The organism is Paenibacillus phytohabitans, assembly GCF_013141775.1.
Lineage (GTDB): Bacteria > Bacillota > Bacilli > Paenibacillales > Paenibacillaceae > Paenibacillus_AQ > Paenibacillus_AQ phytohabitans.
Genome location: NZ_WHOB01000012.1, coordinates 14,527 through 31,825, shown reverse-complemented (window position 1 = coordinate 31,825; position 17,299 = coordinate 14,527). Strand labels below are relative to the sequence as shown.

4 protein-coding genes are annotated in these 17,299 nt (G+C 55.3%); all 4 read right to left on the bottom strand.

Annotated features, from left to right (window positions below; genetic code table 11):
• Positions 1–6 precede the first annotated feature (6 nt).
• The 4 genes from GC101_RS00800 to iorA are packed head-to-tail and all read right to left on the bottom strand — an operon-like array spanning position 7 to position 17,113.
• Complete coding sequence (locus GC101_RS00800) at positions 7–6,318, bottom strand: beta-ketoacyl synthase N-terminal-like domain-containing protein (protein ID WP_171715708.1); 6,312 nt, start codon at positions 6,316–6,318, stop codon at positions 7–9.
• Complete coding sequence (locus tag GC101_RS00795) at positions 6,318–14,777, bottom strand: SDR family NAD(P)-dependent oxidoreductase (protein WP_171715707.1); 8,460 nt, start codon at positions 14,775–14,777, stop codon at positions 6,318–6,320. The genes GC101_RS00800 and GC101_RS00795 overlap by 1 nt, the downstream gene beginning before the upstream one ends.
• Positions 14,767–15,357 (bottom strand): indolepyruvate oxidoreductase subunit beta, encoded by a 591-nt coding sequence (locus GC101_RS00790; RefSeq protein WP_042137642.1) that lies wholly within the window; start codon positions 15,355–15,357, stop codon positions 14,767–14,769. The genes GC101_RS00795 and GC101_RS00790 overlap by 11 nt, the downstream gene beginning before the upstream one ends.
• A gap of 7 nt (positions 15,358–15,364) precedes the next feature.
• Complete coding sequence (iorA, locus tag GC101_RS00785) at positions 15,365–17,113, bottom strand: indolepyruvate ferredoxin oxidoreductase subunit alpha (protein ID WP_171715706.1); 1,749 nt, start codon at positions 17,111–17,113, stop codon at positions 15,365–15,367.
• Positions 17,114–17,299 lie beyond the last annotated feature (186 nt).

Below are 17,299 nucleotides of genomic sequence, written 5' to 3'. Positions count from 1 at the left end.
TCATGCCTACTCTTCCACGAATTGCAGAAAGGACAGCTGATCCTGCTCATCCTGTGTCTGCCTGCCCTCTTCCTTCCCGCGGTTTACCCAGGCCTGCTGCCTGTTATACAGCGGTGCAGGCAACGGATATCTGCGCCGGGTATAACCGCTGAGTGCATCCTCCCCGCACTCCCCGATGATCATATGAACATTGGTGCCGCCGAATCCGAAGGAGCTGACGGCTGCCCGCCGGGCCTCCCCGTGGCTGTCCCAGGCTGCGGCCTCAAGCACCGGATAAAAAGGCGAGTGCCCGAAGTCGAAGCGCGGATTGGGCCGGCTGCAATTCAGCGTGGGAACAAGCATCTTGTGGTGGATGCACAGCGCCGCTTTAATGAAGCTGGCAATACCTGCCGCGCTGAGGCAATGGCCGATATTGGTCTTCACGCTGCCCACACCGCAAAAGCCTGTGGCACCGGTATATCTTTTGTAAACCGAGGTCAGGGCCTTCAGCTCAATGGGATCACCGATCATCGTACCTGTGCCGTGCGTCTCCACGTAACCAATCGTCTCCGGGTTAATACCGGAACGGCGGATCGCTTCAGCGATAACCTCTTCCTGGGCCTGCATGCTTGGGGTGGTAACCCCCATCGTACGGCCGTCATTGTTGGTTGCCGAGGCTTCAATGACCGTGTAGATTCTGTCTCCGTCGGCGAGGGCCTTGGCCAGCGGCTTGAGCAGCACCGCCCCGCAGCCTTCTCCCGGGACGATACCGTTCGCCTCCTCATCAAAGGTATGGCATTTGCCGTCCGGCGACATGGCTTTGGAGGCGCTGAATACGAGATGGGGACGCTCATCCAGAAGCAGATCCACCCCTCCCGCTATAGCCATTTCCGACTCGCCGGAGCGGATGCTCTGGCAGGCCAGGTGCAGACTGAGGAGCGAGGAAGAACAGGCGCTGTCCACCGTTAGGCTGGGACCCTTGAGATTGAAGAAATGGGAGGCATAAGCCGCGATGAAATTTTGCCCGATGCCGATAATCGTATTCTTATTGATATCCTGCACCCAGCCCGGATAAGAGCCTGGATGGGCGCCGATGAATACACCGACCTTCTTCCCGCTGATGTCCTCCATTTCATAGCCCGCATCCAGAATGGTCTCCGCAGTAACCTCAAGGGACTGCCGCATGAGCGGACTGATCTGCTCCACATTCTCCTTAAGGCCGAAATACCCGCCGTCGAAGCGCTCGATATCGTCCAGGAACCCGCCCCATTTGCTGATGCTTTTGCCTTCTGCATAGACAGGAGCGTACCATTCATCCTTATCCCAGCGGCTGGCCGGAACCTCCGTAATACTGTCCAGTCCCTGCCGCAGATTGTTCCAGAAGGCGTCCTTGTCTCCAGCCCCCGGAAAATGGCAGCCCATGCCGATAACGGCAATCCGTCCATCATGCCTGCCTTCAGGGCTAGGCGTTTCGTCCTGTACGTTGTGTACCGCTTGCATTCTTGCTTCCCTGCCACGGCCGTAATGAAATTCCGGCACCCGGTTATACGGTTCAGCGAATCTGATTCTATTGCCTGTCAGCAAAGGCGGGTCATCCTGCACCAGCTCCGGCTGACTCTTATATTCTGCGCCGGTTGAGCAGAGATGCTCTGCCAGCGCGCGCATGTCTCTAAGCTCGAAGAACAACGCCGGATCTATGCGTGTCTGAAAAGCGGTGTCCAGCTTCTTAATGACCTCGATCAGCAGAATGGAATCCACGCCGATTTCGGCAAACGGAACATCCTCACGTACACGGTCCCCCGGCAGCTTCAGCTCTGCACAGAAGATATCCAGAATCAGGGCGGACGCTTCTTGCAGGTCACTTGGGGTACTCAGTGTATTCTGTACATTCCCCCCGGCTACCGCAGCGTCAGGACTGCCTTGACTCTTCACAACGGCCTTCGCCCCAGGTAAACCCTTCCCCCGTTCAGCTCTTGCCTTGATCAATAATTCCGGGCGGTAAAGATCCATGTCCAGAATAGCCGGAATCACACTTGGCGAATCCCTGCCAATGATGATGTCCTCCAGCATGAATAGGCCATCGGCAAGGCTGTGTGCGGTAAGTCCGGACTGTGTATAGAGCGGGCTAAGCTGAAATCCGGAATCCGCCAGCATCCCGACCTCTGACCAGCTCGGCCAGATGATCGACTGATAATAACTGTTTCCGAGGGTGTGCTGATGCTGTGCATACAGGTCCAGATAATAGTTGGCTGCGCTGTAATCGCTAAGCCCGGCAGACAACAGCGGCGCCAGAGCTGAAATGGAGGAGAATAGAACAAAGAATTCCAGCTTATCCTGGGCAAAAATGTGCTGGAGTGCCGCCACCCCTTCAACCTTAGGTTCAAAGACCTGCCGGATATCGGCGATTTTTTTGTTCACAAAGGCCGGGTGCTGATTCAGATTGGAGCCTGCGCAGTGCACAACACCGCCAATTCCGCCCCACTGCTGCCGGATGCTCTCAACAAAAGGCATAAGCTGCCCGGCATCGGTCAGCGAACCGGAATACACCTCAACCTGGGCACCGGAGGCTTCCAGCTCCACTACCCGCTTGATTCGTGCCAGACTTCCCGGATCATGGACAGTGCCGGACAAGATGTCCGGCCAATCCTCCCGGGCAGGAAAAGCCTGAACCCCCATCAGCACCAGCTTCCGTGCGCCTCTTCGGACCAGCAGACGGGCCATCTCGGCCCCGATCCCCCGCGTGCCTCCGGTAATGACATAGACCTTCTTGGGGTCTACCTTCAACCGGTTATGCAACTCGCGGCCGATCCATTTATTCTGCTGCTTCAGCGTGGTGATAACCGGCTCATACCGCAATCCGTCCGCATAGCACGCTTCAGCGGTATCTGAGTCCAGACTTAATTCGTCTAAGACAATCCGGAGCTGCCGGTTAATATCCGAAGCATCCAGGCCGATATCCACGGTGCGGGCGGTGACTTGTCTATATTCTGCGCCAAGCGTGCGGATGATCCCGGCGATATCCGCTCCGGCCAGAGTAGCCGTGCGGTTCTCCGGATTCTGAACCCCGCCGGTCAAATGAACAATCCGAAAATCCTTGCCCGCCTGCTTAACCAGCGCTTGCAGAAGCATGATTTTACCGTAGCTCTGCTTGGACATGGGCTTCGGCTGTGCATGGAGATCGGAGAAATCAACGATTCCCTTGAGTTTCAGCTTCATCCCGAGTACGGCTTCAATCGTCTGTTCACTATCTTCTGTAAGCGTGAAGTCAACAGGTAACACGGAGTCACGGGCTTGCTGCGCCTTTCCGTCACACAGGATCAGCGGCGCTTCAAAGCTTGCTCTGACCGCTGCAACTGCGTCATCATCCATCTCTTCATTTACGATGATGAGATACTGCCCTTCAACCCGTTTGCGCTCACGAGGCTGCTCCGACTTCATCCATTCCTTCTTAAGCAGAGCGTATTGCTCCCCGGTAACAATCTCACGGGTGCTGACGGGAACCATCTGGATGTTCTTAAAGGACAGCACCGCTTCACCCGACTCATTCAGCACATGAACGTCATAATGAAGCTCACTGCCGGCAGTCTCCAGACCGCCCGACTGAAAATGAACATATTTCGCCGTTGAGGCTTGGCGAATTAGCTGTATTTCGCCGATCTCATAAGCTGCAGACGCCGTGCCGCCATTGCCGATAATATCCATGTTCAGCCCCTGCAGGACAGCTTCAGTTAACATAGCTGCCATGACATCGTCCGCCGAATGGAATGGGCCTGGTGAAATTACCGCCAAGTGGTCTGTCAGGCTGCTGTACAAGCCTGTTATGATCTGTGCCTGTGCTTCATAAGCTATACCTTGATTCTCCAGTACCCGGTAGACTTCATCCCCAGTCCGAACCTGCGCTGCTTCCTGCTTGAGCTTGCCTATATCCACCGCTGCCGGTTCGTGAGACGGATAAGCCAGGCCTGTTCTGGCCGTACCTGCCGCCAGGATATCCTGCTGCGATCCTTCGCGCAGGACAGCGAACCGGAGGGAATCCCCCTCACCCTCACCTTGAAGTTGAATATTCAGTTTCACTTGCTGCTTGTCAGAAGCAGGATGGCCGAACTGAATCTGCTCCAGTGAGGCAATACCCGGAGCACCACTTCCCAGCAGTGCAGCCTGCGCGCCTATAGCCAGCAGAATAGCTTCACTGAATACCGCTGCCCCATAGATAGACTTGCCGAACACGGCCTTTCCGGCAGCCTCCGGTTCACTTATGAAGCCGATTCCCTGCACCGTTGACACATTGCGGTGAACCAGCGGATGTAGCTGCCCCTCTGCCGCTGCTCCAGCACTTCCGGCAGCCCGGGCAGCTGAGCTGCTTCTGGATACTTGGTCAGCTCCTGTGGCAGCTCCGCCACTTCCGGATACTCCGCGAGCCCCTCCGGCAGCTGCGGTACTTCCGGCAGCTCCGCTATTCTCCGCGCTTCCCTTCTCATCCGCTGCCTCGATCCAGCAGCGCATATAATCGAAGGGATAGCCTGGAAGCGGCACTCTGCGGAAGCTCCCGGCAGCGGACAGGCTTTTGAAATCGGCTGCATAGCCTTTGATGTAATAATTGGCAATCAACTGCGCCGCCTTTGCCCGTTCCTGCGGAGTAAGCCGGTCCTGATGAAACTGGACCAGCAATTGCTCCATCTTGGCCTTCAACGCAGGGTTCACCCGCCCACTTCCGCCCGATCCGCCGCTGCTATACCAGCCTGAGCTTGGCTGCTTATGAAGAAATGCCTCCAGCTCCCGGACCAGCTCTTCCTTGCTTGCGGCAATGAACATGCTGCGGTAGGCGTAATGATCTCTTCCGGCCAGCAGTGTATACGATATATTGGCCAGTCTGCCCAAGCTTCTGTGCTCCTGCAGATAATCCCGCAGATGCTGTACCTTGGCCTCAAGTGCCATATCGCTTTTTGCTGACAAAGCGAACAGCAGCACTTTCCCGTCATTGTCCCCGGCTGTGCCGGTGACAGCTTCTTCTTCCCGCTCTATATGCTCCGCAACCACCACATGGCAGTTGGTTCCGCTCATTCCAAACGAGCTGACCGCCGCCATTCTTGGCCGCCCGGCTTCCCTGCGCCATTCCTCGGTCTCTTTTCCCACATAGAATGGGCTGTTCTTAAAATCAATCAGCTTGTTCCCCTCACCAGAGTGAAGCGTAGCGGGAATTCTGCCGTGCTGCAGGCTAAGGAGAACCTTGATCAGACCCGCCATGCCCGAGGCGGACAGGGTGTGTCCTATGTTGCCTTTGACTGAGCCGAGATGGCAATAATGCTTCTTGTCCGTGAATGCGCCGAAGGTCTCCGTAAGGGCAGCGACCTCGATCGGATCGCCCAGCCGGGTGCCCGTGCCATGCGCCTCCACATAGCTGATATGTTCAGGGTTAATCCCGGATTTCTCATAGACTTCACGTTCCAGCGCTGCCTGTGAGAGACCATTTGGGGCGGTAATGCCATTGGTTTTACCATCCTGATTGACCCCGATGCCCTTGATGACTCCGTAGATATGGTCTCCGTCCCGCTTCGCGGCAGCATACTTCTTGAGGAGCACAGCACCCACGCCTTCACCCAGGCCTATGCCATCCGCCTCCTCGGCGAACGGCTTGCAGATTCCGTCGGTGTTCAACATCCCCAGCTTGCCCAGCGACATATAAATCCATGGCGTGAGCATAAGCTGGACACCTCCGGCGATCGCCATCTCGCTGCTGCCATTATGCAGGCTGTCACAAGCGAGTGACAAAGCTACCAGTGACGAGGAGCAGGCCGTATCCAGGGCGATGCTCGGCCCCTTTAAATTCAGCAGATAGGAAATTCTCGCCGGAATGACCGACAAGCTGTTCCCCGTAGGGACATGCTCGTTCGTCTCACCCAGGAAACGCTCCAGGTACTCCCCTTGCTGAAGGCCCACGAATATGCCGCATTTGCTGCCTGACATATCCTGCAGCGAATATCCCGCATCTTCTATGGCCTTCCAGGATTCTTCCAGAAACAGCCGTTGTCTGGGGTCCATATGCTCCGCTTCTTTGGGAGAGATGTGGAAGAACAAAGGATCGAATTGATCCGCGCCCGGGAGAAAGCCCCCATAACGGATATGTGCCCTCTGCGCCGGGGTCAGCTTGTTCAGCTCCGTGCGTTCAGCAGGCGCTTCCTGAAGACTGCTCACTTCCTGCACAAGGTTGTCCCAATACTGCTGCACATTGCGGGCGCCGGAGAATCTGCCGGAGAGGCCGATAATGGCGATATCATCGCTGCGCACATTCCCATTATTTTGCGTAAAGTCCGGTGTATGTGTTCTGCCCTGCATCGGCATTAGCTCCCCTCCAGTAAGAGTTCAAGTTCATTCAGATCTATAGGGCTATCCACCGCCAGCCCGGAGTTCCCGGAGGCCGCAAATCCCGTTCCTGCTGTCTCCAGAATATGGACAGTCAGCAGCCGTACCGTGTTGTAATTGAACAAATCATTAGAATGCAGTGCAAGGCCGAGCCGGTCGTTCAGCTTGTCAACCAGTTCCAGCGTCAAGACTGAATTTACACCCAGTTCCGAGAAGGGAAGATCGGCGTTAACCTCTCCGGCCTCCAAATAAATGACCTCCTCCAGCGTGTGGTTCAGACATTGCTCCACCGAGTCTGCAGACGTTTCTACACATCCGATCGCTTCTGCCGGAGTCACGGTTTGCGGAGTCTGTGAAGTTTGTGGCTGAAGGCTCTTGTTCTGCTCATCACAGGCCGGTTCCGATTCCCAATCCGGCTCCGCTTCAATCGTGTAGCGATTGCCCTCAGCGGCAGCTGCCGAGAAGCCATTGCCGATCCAATATCTCTTCTTGTCAAAAATATAATTCGGCAGCGGGATCACCCGTGCACCGCTGCGTTCATCATGCAGCAGCTTCCAGTCTATCTTCGCCTTCAGCAGCCAGAGCTGGGCAATCTGCGGCCATTGTCTGTTGCGAACCGCGCTGGCGATAAACTGATGCCCGGATTCGTTCTGGAACAGAATGGCGGCAATATCACGCTGCGGGTCCAGGCTGCCTGTGTAGACATCCGGCAAATTCGGTTCTCCGGCAGCAAAGCGGATTAACACTTCCCTAAGCTCCCCGATATCCCGGCTGACAATGGCCACTCTCTCGGCAAAAGCTTCCCGCCCAACCTGCAGCGTATAAGCGACATCCTCTAGTCGCAGTGTATATTCTTCTGTATCGGCGGCATCCATCTCCGCCGCACTAGCCGCAGCAGTCTCGGCGTAAGCCTGGGTATCAAATCCGATCCCGGCATTCCTCCGGTTAAGCTCAGCCGCTTCCAGATGATTCATCAGCTCACGCAGCGACCGGTTAGCCCCTAATGTGCTGTCGGCAGCATGTTCCTGAACCAGCTCATTGATGGCATCGGCCAGCCTAACCTGGTGTACAGCATCCGCGCACAGCTCAGTCAGAATTTCGTCGTAGTCGATCTGCCCGGGGTTCACGCCTAGCACTTCCGCGACAACGTCCAGACAGCGGTTCCGGACAGCCTGTAATCGGGCGGTTATTAGCTCACTTGTGTCCACAGCCCGTCCACCCGTCCGGTGGCGGGCGATAAATGCCGCGAGCTGCCGGGCCTGCGCCTGCAGCTTGTCCCTGCTCTTGGCGGACAGCAATATGAGCTGCTCCTCACTCTGCCTTGCAGGAGGTACGTCCGGCTCATATTGCTCAATTACGATATGGGCGTTGGTGCCGCCTGCCCCGAAGGAGCTGATGCCCGCCCTGAGCGGCTGAACCTTCAGCCCATCCGGCGTCTCCTCCGTAAGCGGCTTCCACGGCTGGAGCGAACGCTGTACATAGAACGGCGTTTTGGCAAAATCTATATTCTCGTTGAGCTGCTCTGCTAGAATTGAAGGCACCAGCTGCTTGTGCTTCATTTGCAGCAGCACCTTGGTCAAGGAGGCCATACCGGCTGCCGATTCGAGATGTCCGATATTGCTCTTGACTGAGCCAATGGCACAAAACTGCGTTTTGGCGGTGAATTTCTTGAACGCCTTCGTTAACCCGGCCACCTCGATCGGGTCTCCCAGCGCGGTTCCGGTACCATGGGCCTCAATATAACTGATCTGCTCGGGATGCACGCCAGACCTCCGCAGCGCCTCCTCAATCAGCTCGGACTGGGCATTCGGATTAGGCACAGTATAAGAACTGACCTTGCCGCCGTGATTGACCGCCGTTCCTTTGATTAAGCCATAGACAGGGTCCCCGTCACGGAGCGCCGCCTCCAGCGGCTTCAGCAGAACCGCGCCAACGCCTTCACCGGGAACATAGCCGTCCCCGCCCTGGCCGAAGGCCCGGCACTTGCCTTCTGTGGAGCCGAATCGCTGATCGGTCAGGAAGATATATTTTGCCGGATGCACTAGGGTATTGACACTACCGGCCACCGCCATTTCACTCTCGCCATGCCGGATGCTCTCGCAGGCCATATGGATAGCCACCAGCGCAGAAGAGCACATCGTATCAATGGCCAGGCTCGGTCCCTTGAAGTTGAAATGATATGAAATCCGGTTGGCGATGGACGCAAATGAAGAACGGACATCCATGAGCCGGCCGTTATTGTATTGCTCGGCACCTAGCAGCTGATAATGGGAATTCATAACGCCGATGAATACGCCAACCTTCTTGCCGGAGAGGGTATCCGCGGCAGCTCCCGCATCCTCCAGCGTATGGTAGGTGGTCTGGAGCATGAGCCGCTCCTGCGGGTCCATCAGCTCCGCTTCCCGCGGGGAGACATGGAAGAATCCGGCATCGAACTTCTCGACATCCTTCATGAACGCTCCCCACTTGGTGTACACTTTGCCCGGCTTGCCTTTCTCAGGATGGTAATCCTTGCGGTAATCCCAGCGCTCCGGCGGAATCTCTGTAACGCAGTCCTGCCCCCCGCTTAGCACATCCCAGAATTCCTCCAGCGTATCCGCCATCGGGTACTGTCCGCTCAAGCCAATAATCGCAATATCCCCGCTTACTGCTTCTGCACCCTGATGCCGGGACATGGCGGGGGCAGCTTCCTCTTTTACAGCCGCTTCCTGGAGAGTTCCCGTTTCTGCTGACACCGTTTCTGGCATCACTTGTTCCGCCGCTTCATCCACTACTGCTTCTTGTTGCTCCGTTTCCCTACTCTGCCCTGACTCAACGGCGGACTGCTGAAAGAATTCCGCATGATTATCCATAAAGAATGCCGCCAGAAGGGCAATCGTGCTGTATTCAAAGAAAAGTGTGCTTGGCAAATCGGAGAAGTCTTTGCCCAGGATCCCATTCAGCTCCATGATCATGATGGAATCGATGCCGTATTTGGAGAAGTCGGCTGAGGCTTCAAGCTGCACTGCCGGAACCCCGGTCGCCTGCGACACGACTCCCTTCAAGTACTGCTGAATAGCTTCCTCCACCTTAACGTTGGGGACAAGACCACTATGAAGCGGCTGCTGCTGCTGGATTGGCGGAACCGGAAGCTTCAGTGGAGCTGTTGCCCCGCCCGTTACCGTTACCGCTGCTGCCCGCTGCCGCTCATGAACACTCTGCGCGGAAGCATTCAGCACCCTCTCCTGCTGCGGCTTCTCTTCTGTAACTGCCGCAAGTACCATGCTCAGCTGCTGCCGTTCTCCGCAGGCTACAATGATACGGGACTCGCCCGTGCGGATCAGCTGCTCCAGCAGTTCAAGACCGGCCTGTGTATCCAGCTGCTCCATCCCGGCCTGCTGGCGGTATTGTACGGCTTCCTCTCCGGACAACTGCATCGCGCCGTCATTCCACACCGGCCAGTTGATCGACAGCGAGGCACCTGAACGCATACCCTCCTTAACCTGCTCAGCCCGGAGTAAGGCAAAGCGGTCGAGATAGCTGTTCGCCGCCGCATAAGTACCTCTGGCGAAATCTCCAATGATTGCGGAAATGGACGAGAAAAACACGAAGAAATCCAGCTTCTCCAGCTGCGTAGCTTCATCCAGGTTGATCGCACCCCGGATTTTGGGCAGCAGCACTTCTGCCATCTGTTCAGGACTGGCTTCCATCAGCGGCTGCTCACCGAGCACTCCGGCACAATGAATAACGCCGTGAATGGAATGAAAAGCCTGTTGGGCCTGCGCCACGATCTCTGCGGCAGTCTGCTGCTCCGCGATATCACCAGGCAAGTAAATAACCTGCCCGGGATAACTCTGCAGCCGCTCAAGCTCACGGCTTCTCGGTTCATCCAGTGCGGATCTTCCGGTCAGCACCACATTGGCTTCATAATTCCGCAGGGCAAATTCGGCCACGGCAAGTCCCAGCTTACCCATTCCGCCGGTAATCAGGTAGGTACCCTGTTTGCGGAAACCGCTGAACTCTGCTTCCGGTAATGACTCCAGCGGAAGGATCACACGGCCGGCTCTCGCTCCGCCTGAATAACTAATTTCCACAAAAGACGCCTGCTTGCGGTACAGCAGCTCTTGCGCCGCGTAGAACGGAATTTCTTCAGCATGGTCGCAATAGATTACGGACGGGATGAAGCTGCGGTTGGTGGCCTGAAAGGCCTTGGACAGCCCCCGCAGCATTCCCGCTCCCGGCTGGCTGCCGCTGCGGACTGCGCCAAGCAAGAAGCGGACCTGTTCCTGGGAATAGAGCTGAGTAACCGCCTTGAACAGATACAGAACCGGATAAAAAGCGTTCAGGATCTCTGCCTGTTCCCCATCCCACTCATACAGAATAGCGTCAATCCTTATCCCCTTAGCCAGCAGCTCCGTGAGCAGCCTGCCATAATCCGCTTCCTGTTCAGGCCGGATGCTGTATTCCAGACTTCCTGCAGCTGCGCTGTACTCCGCTCCCGGATTCACAATAATGATGTTGTCCGGCACCGTATGCTCCCGGGCGAATGCTTCTGCCAGCCGGTGAGCCTTTGCTTTGTCCCGGACCAAATACAGCATATTCTTCACTTCAGCCTTGCTGATCCCTTCACTATGGCCGCCAAGACCCCCGGCTTCCGGAAGCTGTGCTTCCTGCCAGCGCTCGGTGTACAGGTGAATGCGGCTTGCCGCACTAACCGCATTGGTCGGCTGAATGGCCCGGATCGTGAAGTCTCTGGCTTCCACCAGCACTTCCCCCTGCTCATTCAGAATATAGACATTGAAACGCTTCATCCCCGCTGCCTTGCCTGCGGTCTCCGGTACAATCTCCGCATATGAATAGCAGCTTGGCGTCAGCCAGCCGTAGATGCGGACTTCGCCGAGTGCGAACGGAATATGCAATCTTAGCTGCTTGTATGCTTCGGCTCCGCCGATCCAGGTCACTGCCCGCAGCGCAGCATCGACAAGGGACGGGTGCAGCATATATTGGCTAAATGCAGGCAGCAGGTCCGGAGGAAGGTCGAGCTTCTCCAGCGATTCTCCGCTTCCGCACAGTGCTTCTGTTGTAGCCTGGAAGCTTGGTCCATATTGAAAACCGATAGAGCTGCCAAACACCTCGTTGTAGCAGAAATCCTTGGCAATTCTGACTCCGCCCCGGGCCTGAATAGCGTCAAGATTGAAGCTGCGCCGCTCCGCCTGCTGTCCAGTCCCGGTATAGAGCTTGCCCGTGCAATGAATAAGCCGGGTGCCGTTCTCCGCGGTATATACCTGGAACTTCATATGCCCTGATTCGGGAGTGAGCTGAATATAGGCATCCCGTGTATCGGCCACTTCCAGCCGGTTCACCCATAGCACATCCTTAATGGAATGCACCTGCGTCCTGGCCGCGAATTCGCCTGCCGCCCTGACCATCTCCAGATAAGCGACTCCCGGCAAAATCACCCGTTCATCCACAACATGCTCGCCAACATAGAAATCGCTCACCTTAAGCGTCTTCACGAAGAGCAGCCGCTCCGGGCTGGACTTCGCCAGATCAATCATCGGATGGCTCTGAGCCGGAGCAGCCTGAGGGGCCGCCATCCAATGCGAAGAACGGTTGAAGGCATAGCCGGGCAATGGCTGCTTCTTGAAGCTTCCGCCGGGATACAGCCTGCTCCAATCTAAATCTGCCCCAGCCAGCCATAGCTTCAGCAGAACCTCATGGAACCCGAAGACTCCGTCACTCTGAGGCGATAATGCTGCCGTTTCCTTATCCCCTGCACACAGCCGGATCACCTCAGACTGCAGGACGCTCTGCGCGGCACATTGCTCCTGAAGCTGCTCTCTCCAGCTTGCGGGCCCGGAAATTTCGTCCATATGCTGATTGGCTTCATGCAGACAGGTATAGGGGACATTTAAATTCAGCTGATCCTGCCGTTCATTGAGCTGATTCCGGACAGCTTCGAGTACTCCAGCTTCTTCCTCATCAGAGGAAGTTAACAGCCGGACGGCCATTTCCTTGGATATGACCTCATCCAGAACAAGCTGGACCCATTCACTCAGCCGCGCATCACTTAAAGTGATGCGTTCCGACAAATCCCATTTCTGATTCAGCTTCAGCAGCGAACCGTAGGCGATCAACAGCAGAAGAACACGCTGCCGCTCCATTGCCTCGCCGCCCTCACCGGCAGCTAACAACCGCTCCTGATGCAGCAGCGAGTCTGTGGACAGCTTCGCTGCCTGCAGTGCCGGGGATTGATCCCAATCCCGCAAATATTTCTTAAAGGTAAATTGGGTCCGGCTGAGTATTCTGGCTTTCTCCACATAATGCCTGAACGCCGCAGCGTCAGCACCGGTGATACATACATTGCGCAAGCCGGCAATATACGCCGGGCCAATGTTAATACGGTGAATCTTCACTTGATGAACAGGGTCTATGAAGGTCAGCTCCGGTCTTTGCAGCACCGTTTCCGCAAGAGTAGCCCTGCCGGTCAGAATGTCATACGCCTGAACAGGCGTAATCATTCCGCTGACCGCCATTGCGAGCAGCGTCCCTTGCTGCTCACCGCTCACGGTCTCAACCTCAACTCCCAGGCTCATCAGGACTTTAGCCAGCGTATAATTAATCAGGAAAGAGTAGGCGGCAAGCTTATCCTTGTTCCATTTGGCAATTGTAAGGCCACTCCGGATAGCGGCCGGCCCGCCGCGCAGCTCAGTTTCGGCAATAACCTCTTCAAGAACTTCGCGGATATACGGCTCTTCCATTACGCTCTTAATCTCCGTGTATCCTGTATAGATGACATTGGTGAAATGTACCGACCAGCGCTTGCGGCCCGGCTCCAGCCGCTCAACAGCGGAGGCAGCGGATTGCAGATACTCGGCTAGCTCCTGCCTGCTCCGGATGACAGCGCCGATTCTGTATTCCCGGCAATGGCGTCTGCCTGCAAGCAGCGTTTTGCATAACTCTCCGATGGATACGTCCGCCATCTCCGGCGAATTCACATGAGACTTCCAGACGGCTATACTCTCGTTCAAACTGTCGCTGTTCAGGGCAGAGAGAGTGAAGAGCTGCGCACCAGGTACGGGTTTGTTACTGGCTCTGGCCGGTTTCGGCGGCTCGTACGCCTCAAGAATCACATGGGCATTGACTCCGCCGAAGCCAAAGCCGCTTACACCCGCCCGCAACGGTGTATCTTCATTGACCGGCACCCACTCCGTGTTGGCCGTGGCTACCTTAAACGGGGTATGCTCCCAGTCCAGCAGCGGGTTCAGACCGTTAAGGTTGAGCAGCTTGGGAATAGTCTTATGCTTCATCATCATCAGCACCCGGATGATCCCGGCAACGCCGGAGGCACTTGCCAAATGTCCGATATTGGTCTTGACCGAGCCAATGGTGCAGAACTGTTCCTGATCGGTGTACTGCCTGAACACCTGGGTCAGCGCTTCGACTTCAATCGGATCGCCAAGAGCGGTTCCGGTGCCATGCGCCTCAATATAATTGACGGTCGAAGCATCTACCCGGGCTTGCCGCAAAGCGGCTTCAACCAATTCCTTCTGCGCTTTCATGCTCGGTGCAGCGATGGTCTGTGAAGCGCCGCAGTGGTTCACTGCCGTTCCCCGGATAATGCCGTAGACATGGTTGCCGTCCCGCACCGCATCCTCCAGCTTCTGCAGCAGCAGGACGCCAACGCCCTCTCCCTGCACAAATCCGTCCGCATTCTCGTCAAAAGCCTTGCATTGTCCGTCCCGGCTCATCATATTCGACTTGGAGAAGGTCACGTACCGCCAAGGATGATAGGCCAGGCACACGCCTGCCGCTATGGCATACTTCGCTTCTCCGGCCTGGAGATTCTGTCTTGCTTTGTGAACAGCAACCAGTGAGGAGGAGCAAGCGGTATCCAGAGAGAGGCTCTCTCCGGTCAAGCCCAAAGTATGCGAGATGCGGTTCGCCGCAATACACTCGAAGTTACCAAGGCCAGCATAATGATCGACCTTATCACCACCGGTCAATGCAATCAGACCGTAGTCATTGCCGGTAACCCCGACATACACAGAAGTCCGTTCCTTCTGGAGTTCGGCCAGCGGAATCCCTGAATCCTCAAGACAATGCCATGTTTCTTCTAGCAGAATCCGCTGCTGGGGGTCCATGCTCGCCACCTCTCTGGGTGACAAGTTAAAGAAGGTATTGTCGAACTTGTCGATGCCGGATAATGAAGCGCAGTATTTCACAAACTGCTCATTGTCCCACCCGAGGTCGGCCTCGTTCTTCAGTCCGTATCTTCCGTTCTGCCAGCGGTCATAACTGATAGGCTTGACGGAATTCACATGATTGATCATGTTGTTCCAGTAGCTGCTGTAATTCTCTGCCTCTGGGAATCTGCACCCGATGCCCACAATCGCCACATCCTGCCCGGCTGCAGCCCTCCGCGGCTTAAGCTTGCTTGCCGAAGCCTTAGAGCTCATATACCGTCTCCTTTTCTCTGGCGACCCGTTGTTCCCTCATCCCTCTAAGCAGAGAGAGAATGCTGTCCTCCTGATACTGCTTCTTGATATACTTCTCCATCGTGCTCTTCCAGACATCGAATTCAAATCCAAGCGCCTGCAGCAGCGCGCCCAGCATGACGAAATTCTCATTCCGCACATTTCCCGTTTCCTTGGCAATGGCAGTTCCTTCGACATAAGTGACATGCTTGTACCGGCTGAAGTTGTCCTCGTACTTTCCTTTGTATGTATCTTCATTCAGCTCTGCCAGATTGACGAGCATCCGCCCCTCCTGTTTCAGGAAGCTTCCCCAGCGCAGCGCTTCGATCTGATCGAAGCCGACAATATAGTCCGCTGTGCCCATTTCAATCAGGGGAGAGTAGATTTTGTCGCCAAAACGAACCTGTGCATGCACGCTTCCGCCTCTTTGCGACATACCGTGCACCTCGGAGACCTTCACGTCATACCCGAGCGCAACCAGTCCCTGGGATAACACATTGGTTACAGTAATGACACCTTTTCCGCCCACACCGGCTAAAATAATGCTTGTAGCTGCTGTCATAGGTCGCTTAAGCCTCCTTAATGCTGTCATAGGGACAAACCTGCTGGCAGATGCTGCAGCCCTTGCAGTCCAGCGGATCAATCATGATTTGGCGGTCCACAATTTTGATTGCCGAGCAGCCTAGCATAGTGCATTTTTTGCAATTCACACAGGTAACATTGTCAATGATGTATTTTTTTGTGGGTTCCGCTTTGCTTTTGAGAAGTTCACAAGGATGTCTGGAGATGATTACGAACGGTTCAGTGCTGTGCTTGGCTGTGTCCACACACTGCTGCGTTTCTTGGAGGTTGGTGGGGTCTAGTATTCTGAGGTTGTCCGGTTTAATGCCTAGCGCGAGCACGATATCTTCAATCCGTATGACTTCCGACGTGCTGCCCTGCAGTGTGCGCCCGGTGCCCGGGTTCTCCTGATTGCCGGTCATAGATGTGGAGCGATTGTCCAGGATACAGATGACAATCGGGGTCTTGTTGTAAACTGCGTTCAGCAGTCCGGTCATACCTGAGTGAAAAAAGGTGGAGTCACCGATGAAGGCGAATACCTTCTTGCCCATCGGTTTGAAATCCTGAGTCCGCTGCATGCCCGTTGCCATAGAGATGGAAGCGCCCATGCAGAGCACGGTGTCGAGCGCCTTGATCGGCTCGGTGCCGCCCAGCGTATAACAGCCGATATCTCCGGCGGCAATAATGTCCCTGTGCTGCTTGACTGCGCTGTACAGTCCGAGATAACCGCAGCCTGCACACAGCCTTGGCGGCCTTGGCGGTACTTGGACACCCTCGTAGCAGTCGAATTCTTCACGGGTGATCGCTTTTCTGATAATTTCCGGGTTCAGCTCGCCGCAGACGGGAATGATCTCCTTACCAGTACAGGCAATGCCCATCGCTTTAAGTGAGGTTTCGATGAAGGGCTCGCCCTCCTCGACGACATAGATTGTTTTGGCCCATGCAGCGAATTCTTTGGCCTTCTCGTCCGGAAAAGGATAACTCATACCCAGCTTCAGCACGGATACCGTATCTCCGAACACTTCCTTAACATATTGATAGGATATTCCGCTCGTCACTATGCCGATCTCCGGGGAGCTGTACTCTATTACATTAAGAGGGTAGGAATTGGAGTACGCCTGAATATCCAGAAGATTCGCTTCGATTTCCAGATGCCGCTTTCTGGAGATGGCCGGAAGGAGCAGCCTGTCCAGCTTGTTTTTCTTATAGGTTCTGAATTTCTCCTCTACCGCCAGGTCTTCCTGAAAGTGAACAATCCCCTTCGAATGGGACACCCGGGTTGTGGTTCTGAACAGGACAGGCGTGTTGAAGCGCTCGCTGATCTCATAGGCTTCGACAATCATATCCTTGCATTCCTGAGAGCTGGTCGGCTCGAGTAGCGGCATCTTGGCATGACTGGCATAAATGCGGTTGTCCTGTTCGTTCTGCGAGGAATGAATCCCGGGATCATCTGCCGAAACAATGACCAGACCGGCATTTACACCTTCGTAGGTCATATTGAACAACGGATCTGCCGCCACATTCACCCCTACGTGCTTCATGGTGGTCAGGCTGCGGATACCGGCGATACAGGCGCCTGCTGCTACTTCCAGCGCTACCTTTTCGTTAGGTGCCCACTCGGCATATACGCCCTCATAGACACTGATGCTCTCGACTATTTCCGTACTCGGTGTTCCGGGATAGGATGAAATGATTTTACAATTTGCTTCATAAGCGCCTCTGGCAATTGCCTCATTACCCATCATTAGAGCTTTCATCGGATCGTCCTCTCGTTCATCTCATTTAACAGAACCACGCGGCTGAATTTCTCCCAAATCATAGATTACATATTTAACATTAATAGGCTTTTACTACTTATATATAGGCTATAATCAATATTATAGTGTTACTATTAACTTTGTTACTTTTTTTTAATAAATTCCAGCCTTTCAGTTCCTTAATCT

Excerpts from the sequence above, each read along its gene's own strand:
- GC101_RS00800 (WP_171715708.1), bottom strand. The coding sequence starts at position 6,318 with ATGCCGATGCAGGGCAGAACACATACACCGGACTTTACGCAAAATAAT.
- GC101_RS00795 (WP_171715707.1), bottom strand. The coding sequence starts at position 14,777 with ATGAGCTCTAAGGCTTCGGCAAGCAAGCTTAAGCCGCGGAGGGCTGCA.
- GC101_RS00790 (WP_042137642.1), bottom strand. The coding sequence starts at position 15,357 with ATGACAGCAGCTACAAGCATTATTTTAGCCGGTGTGGGCGGAAAAGGT.
- iorA (WP_171715706.1), bottom strand. The coding sequence starts at position 17,113 with ATGAAAGCTCTAATGATGGGTAATGAGGCAATTGCCAGAGGCGCTTAT.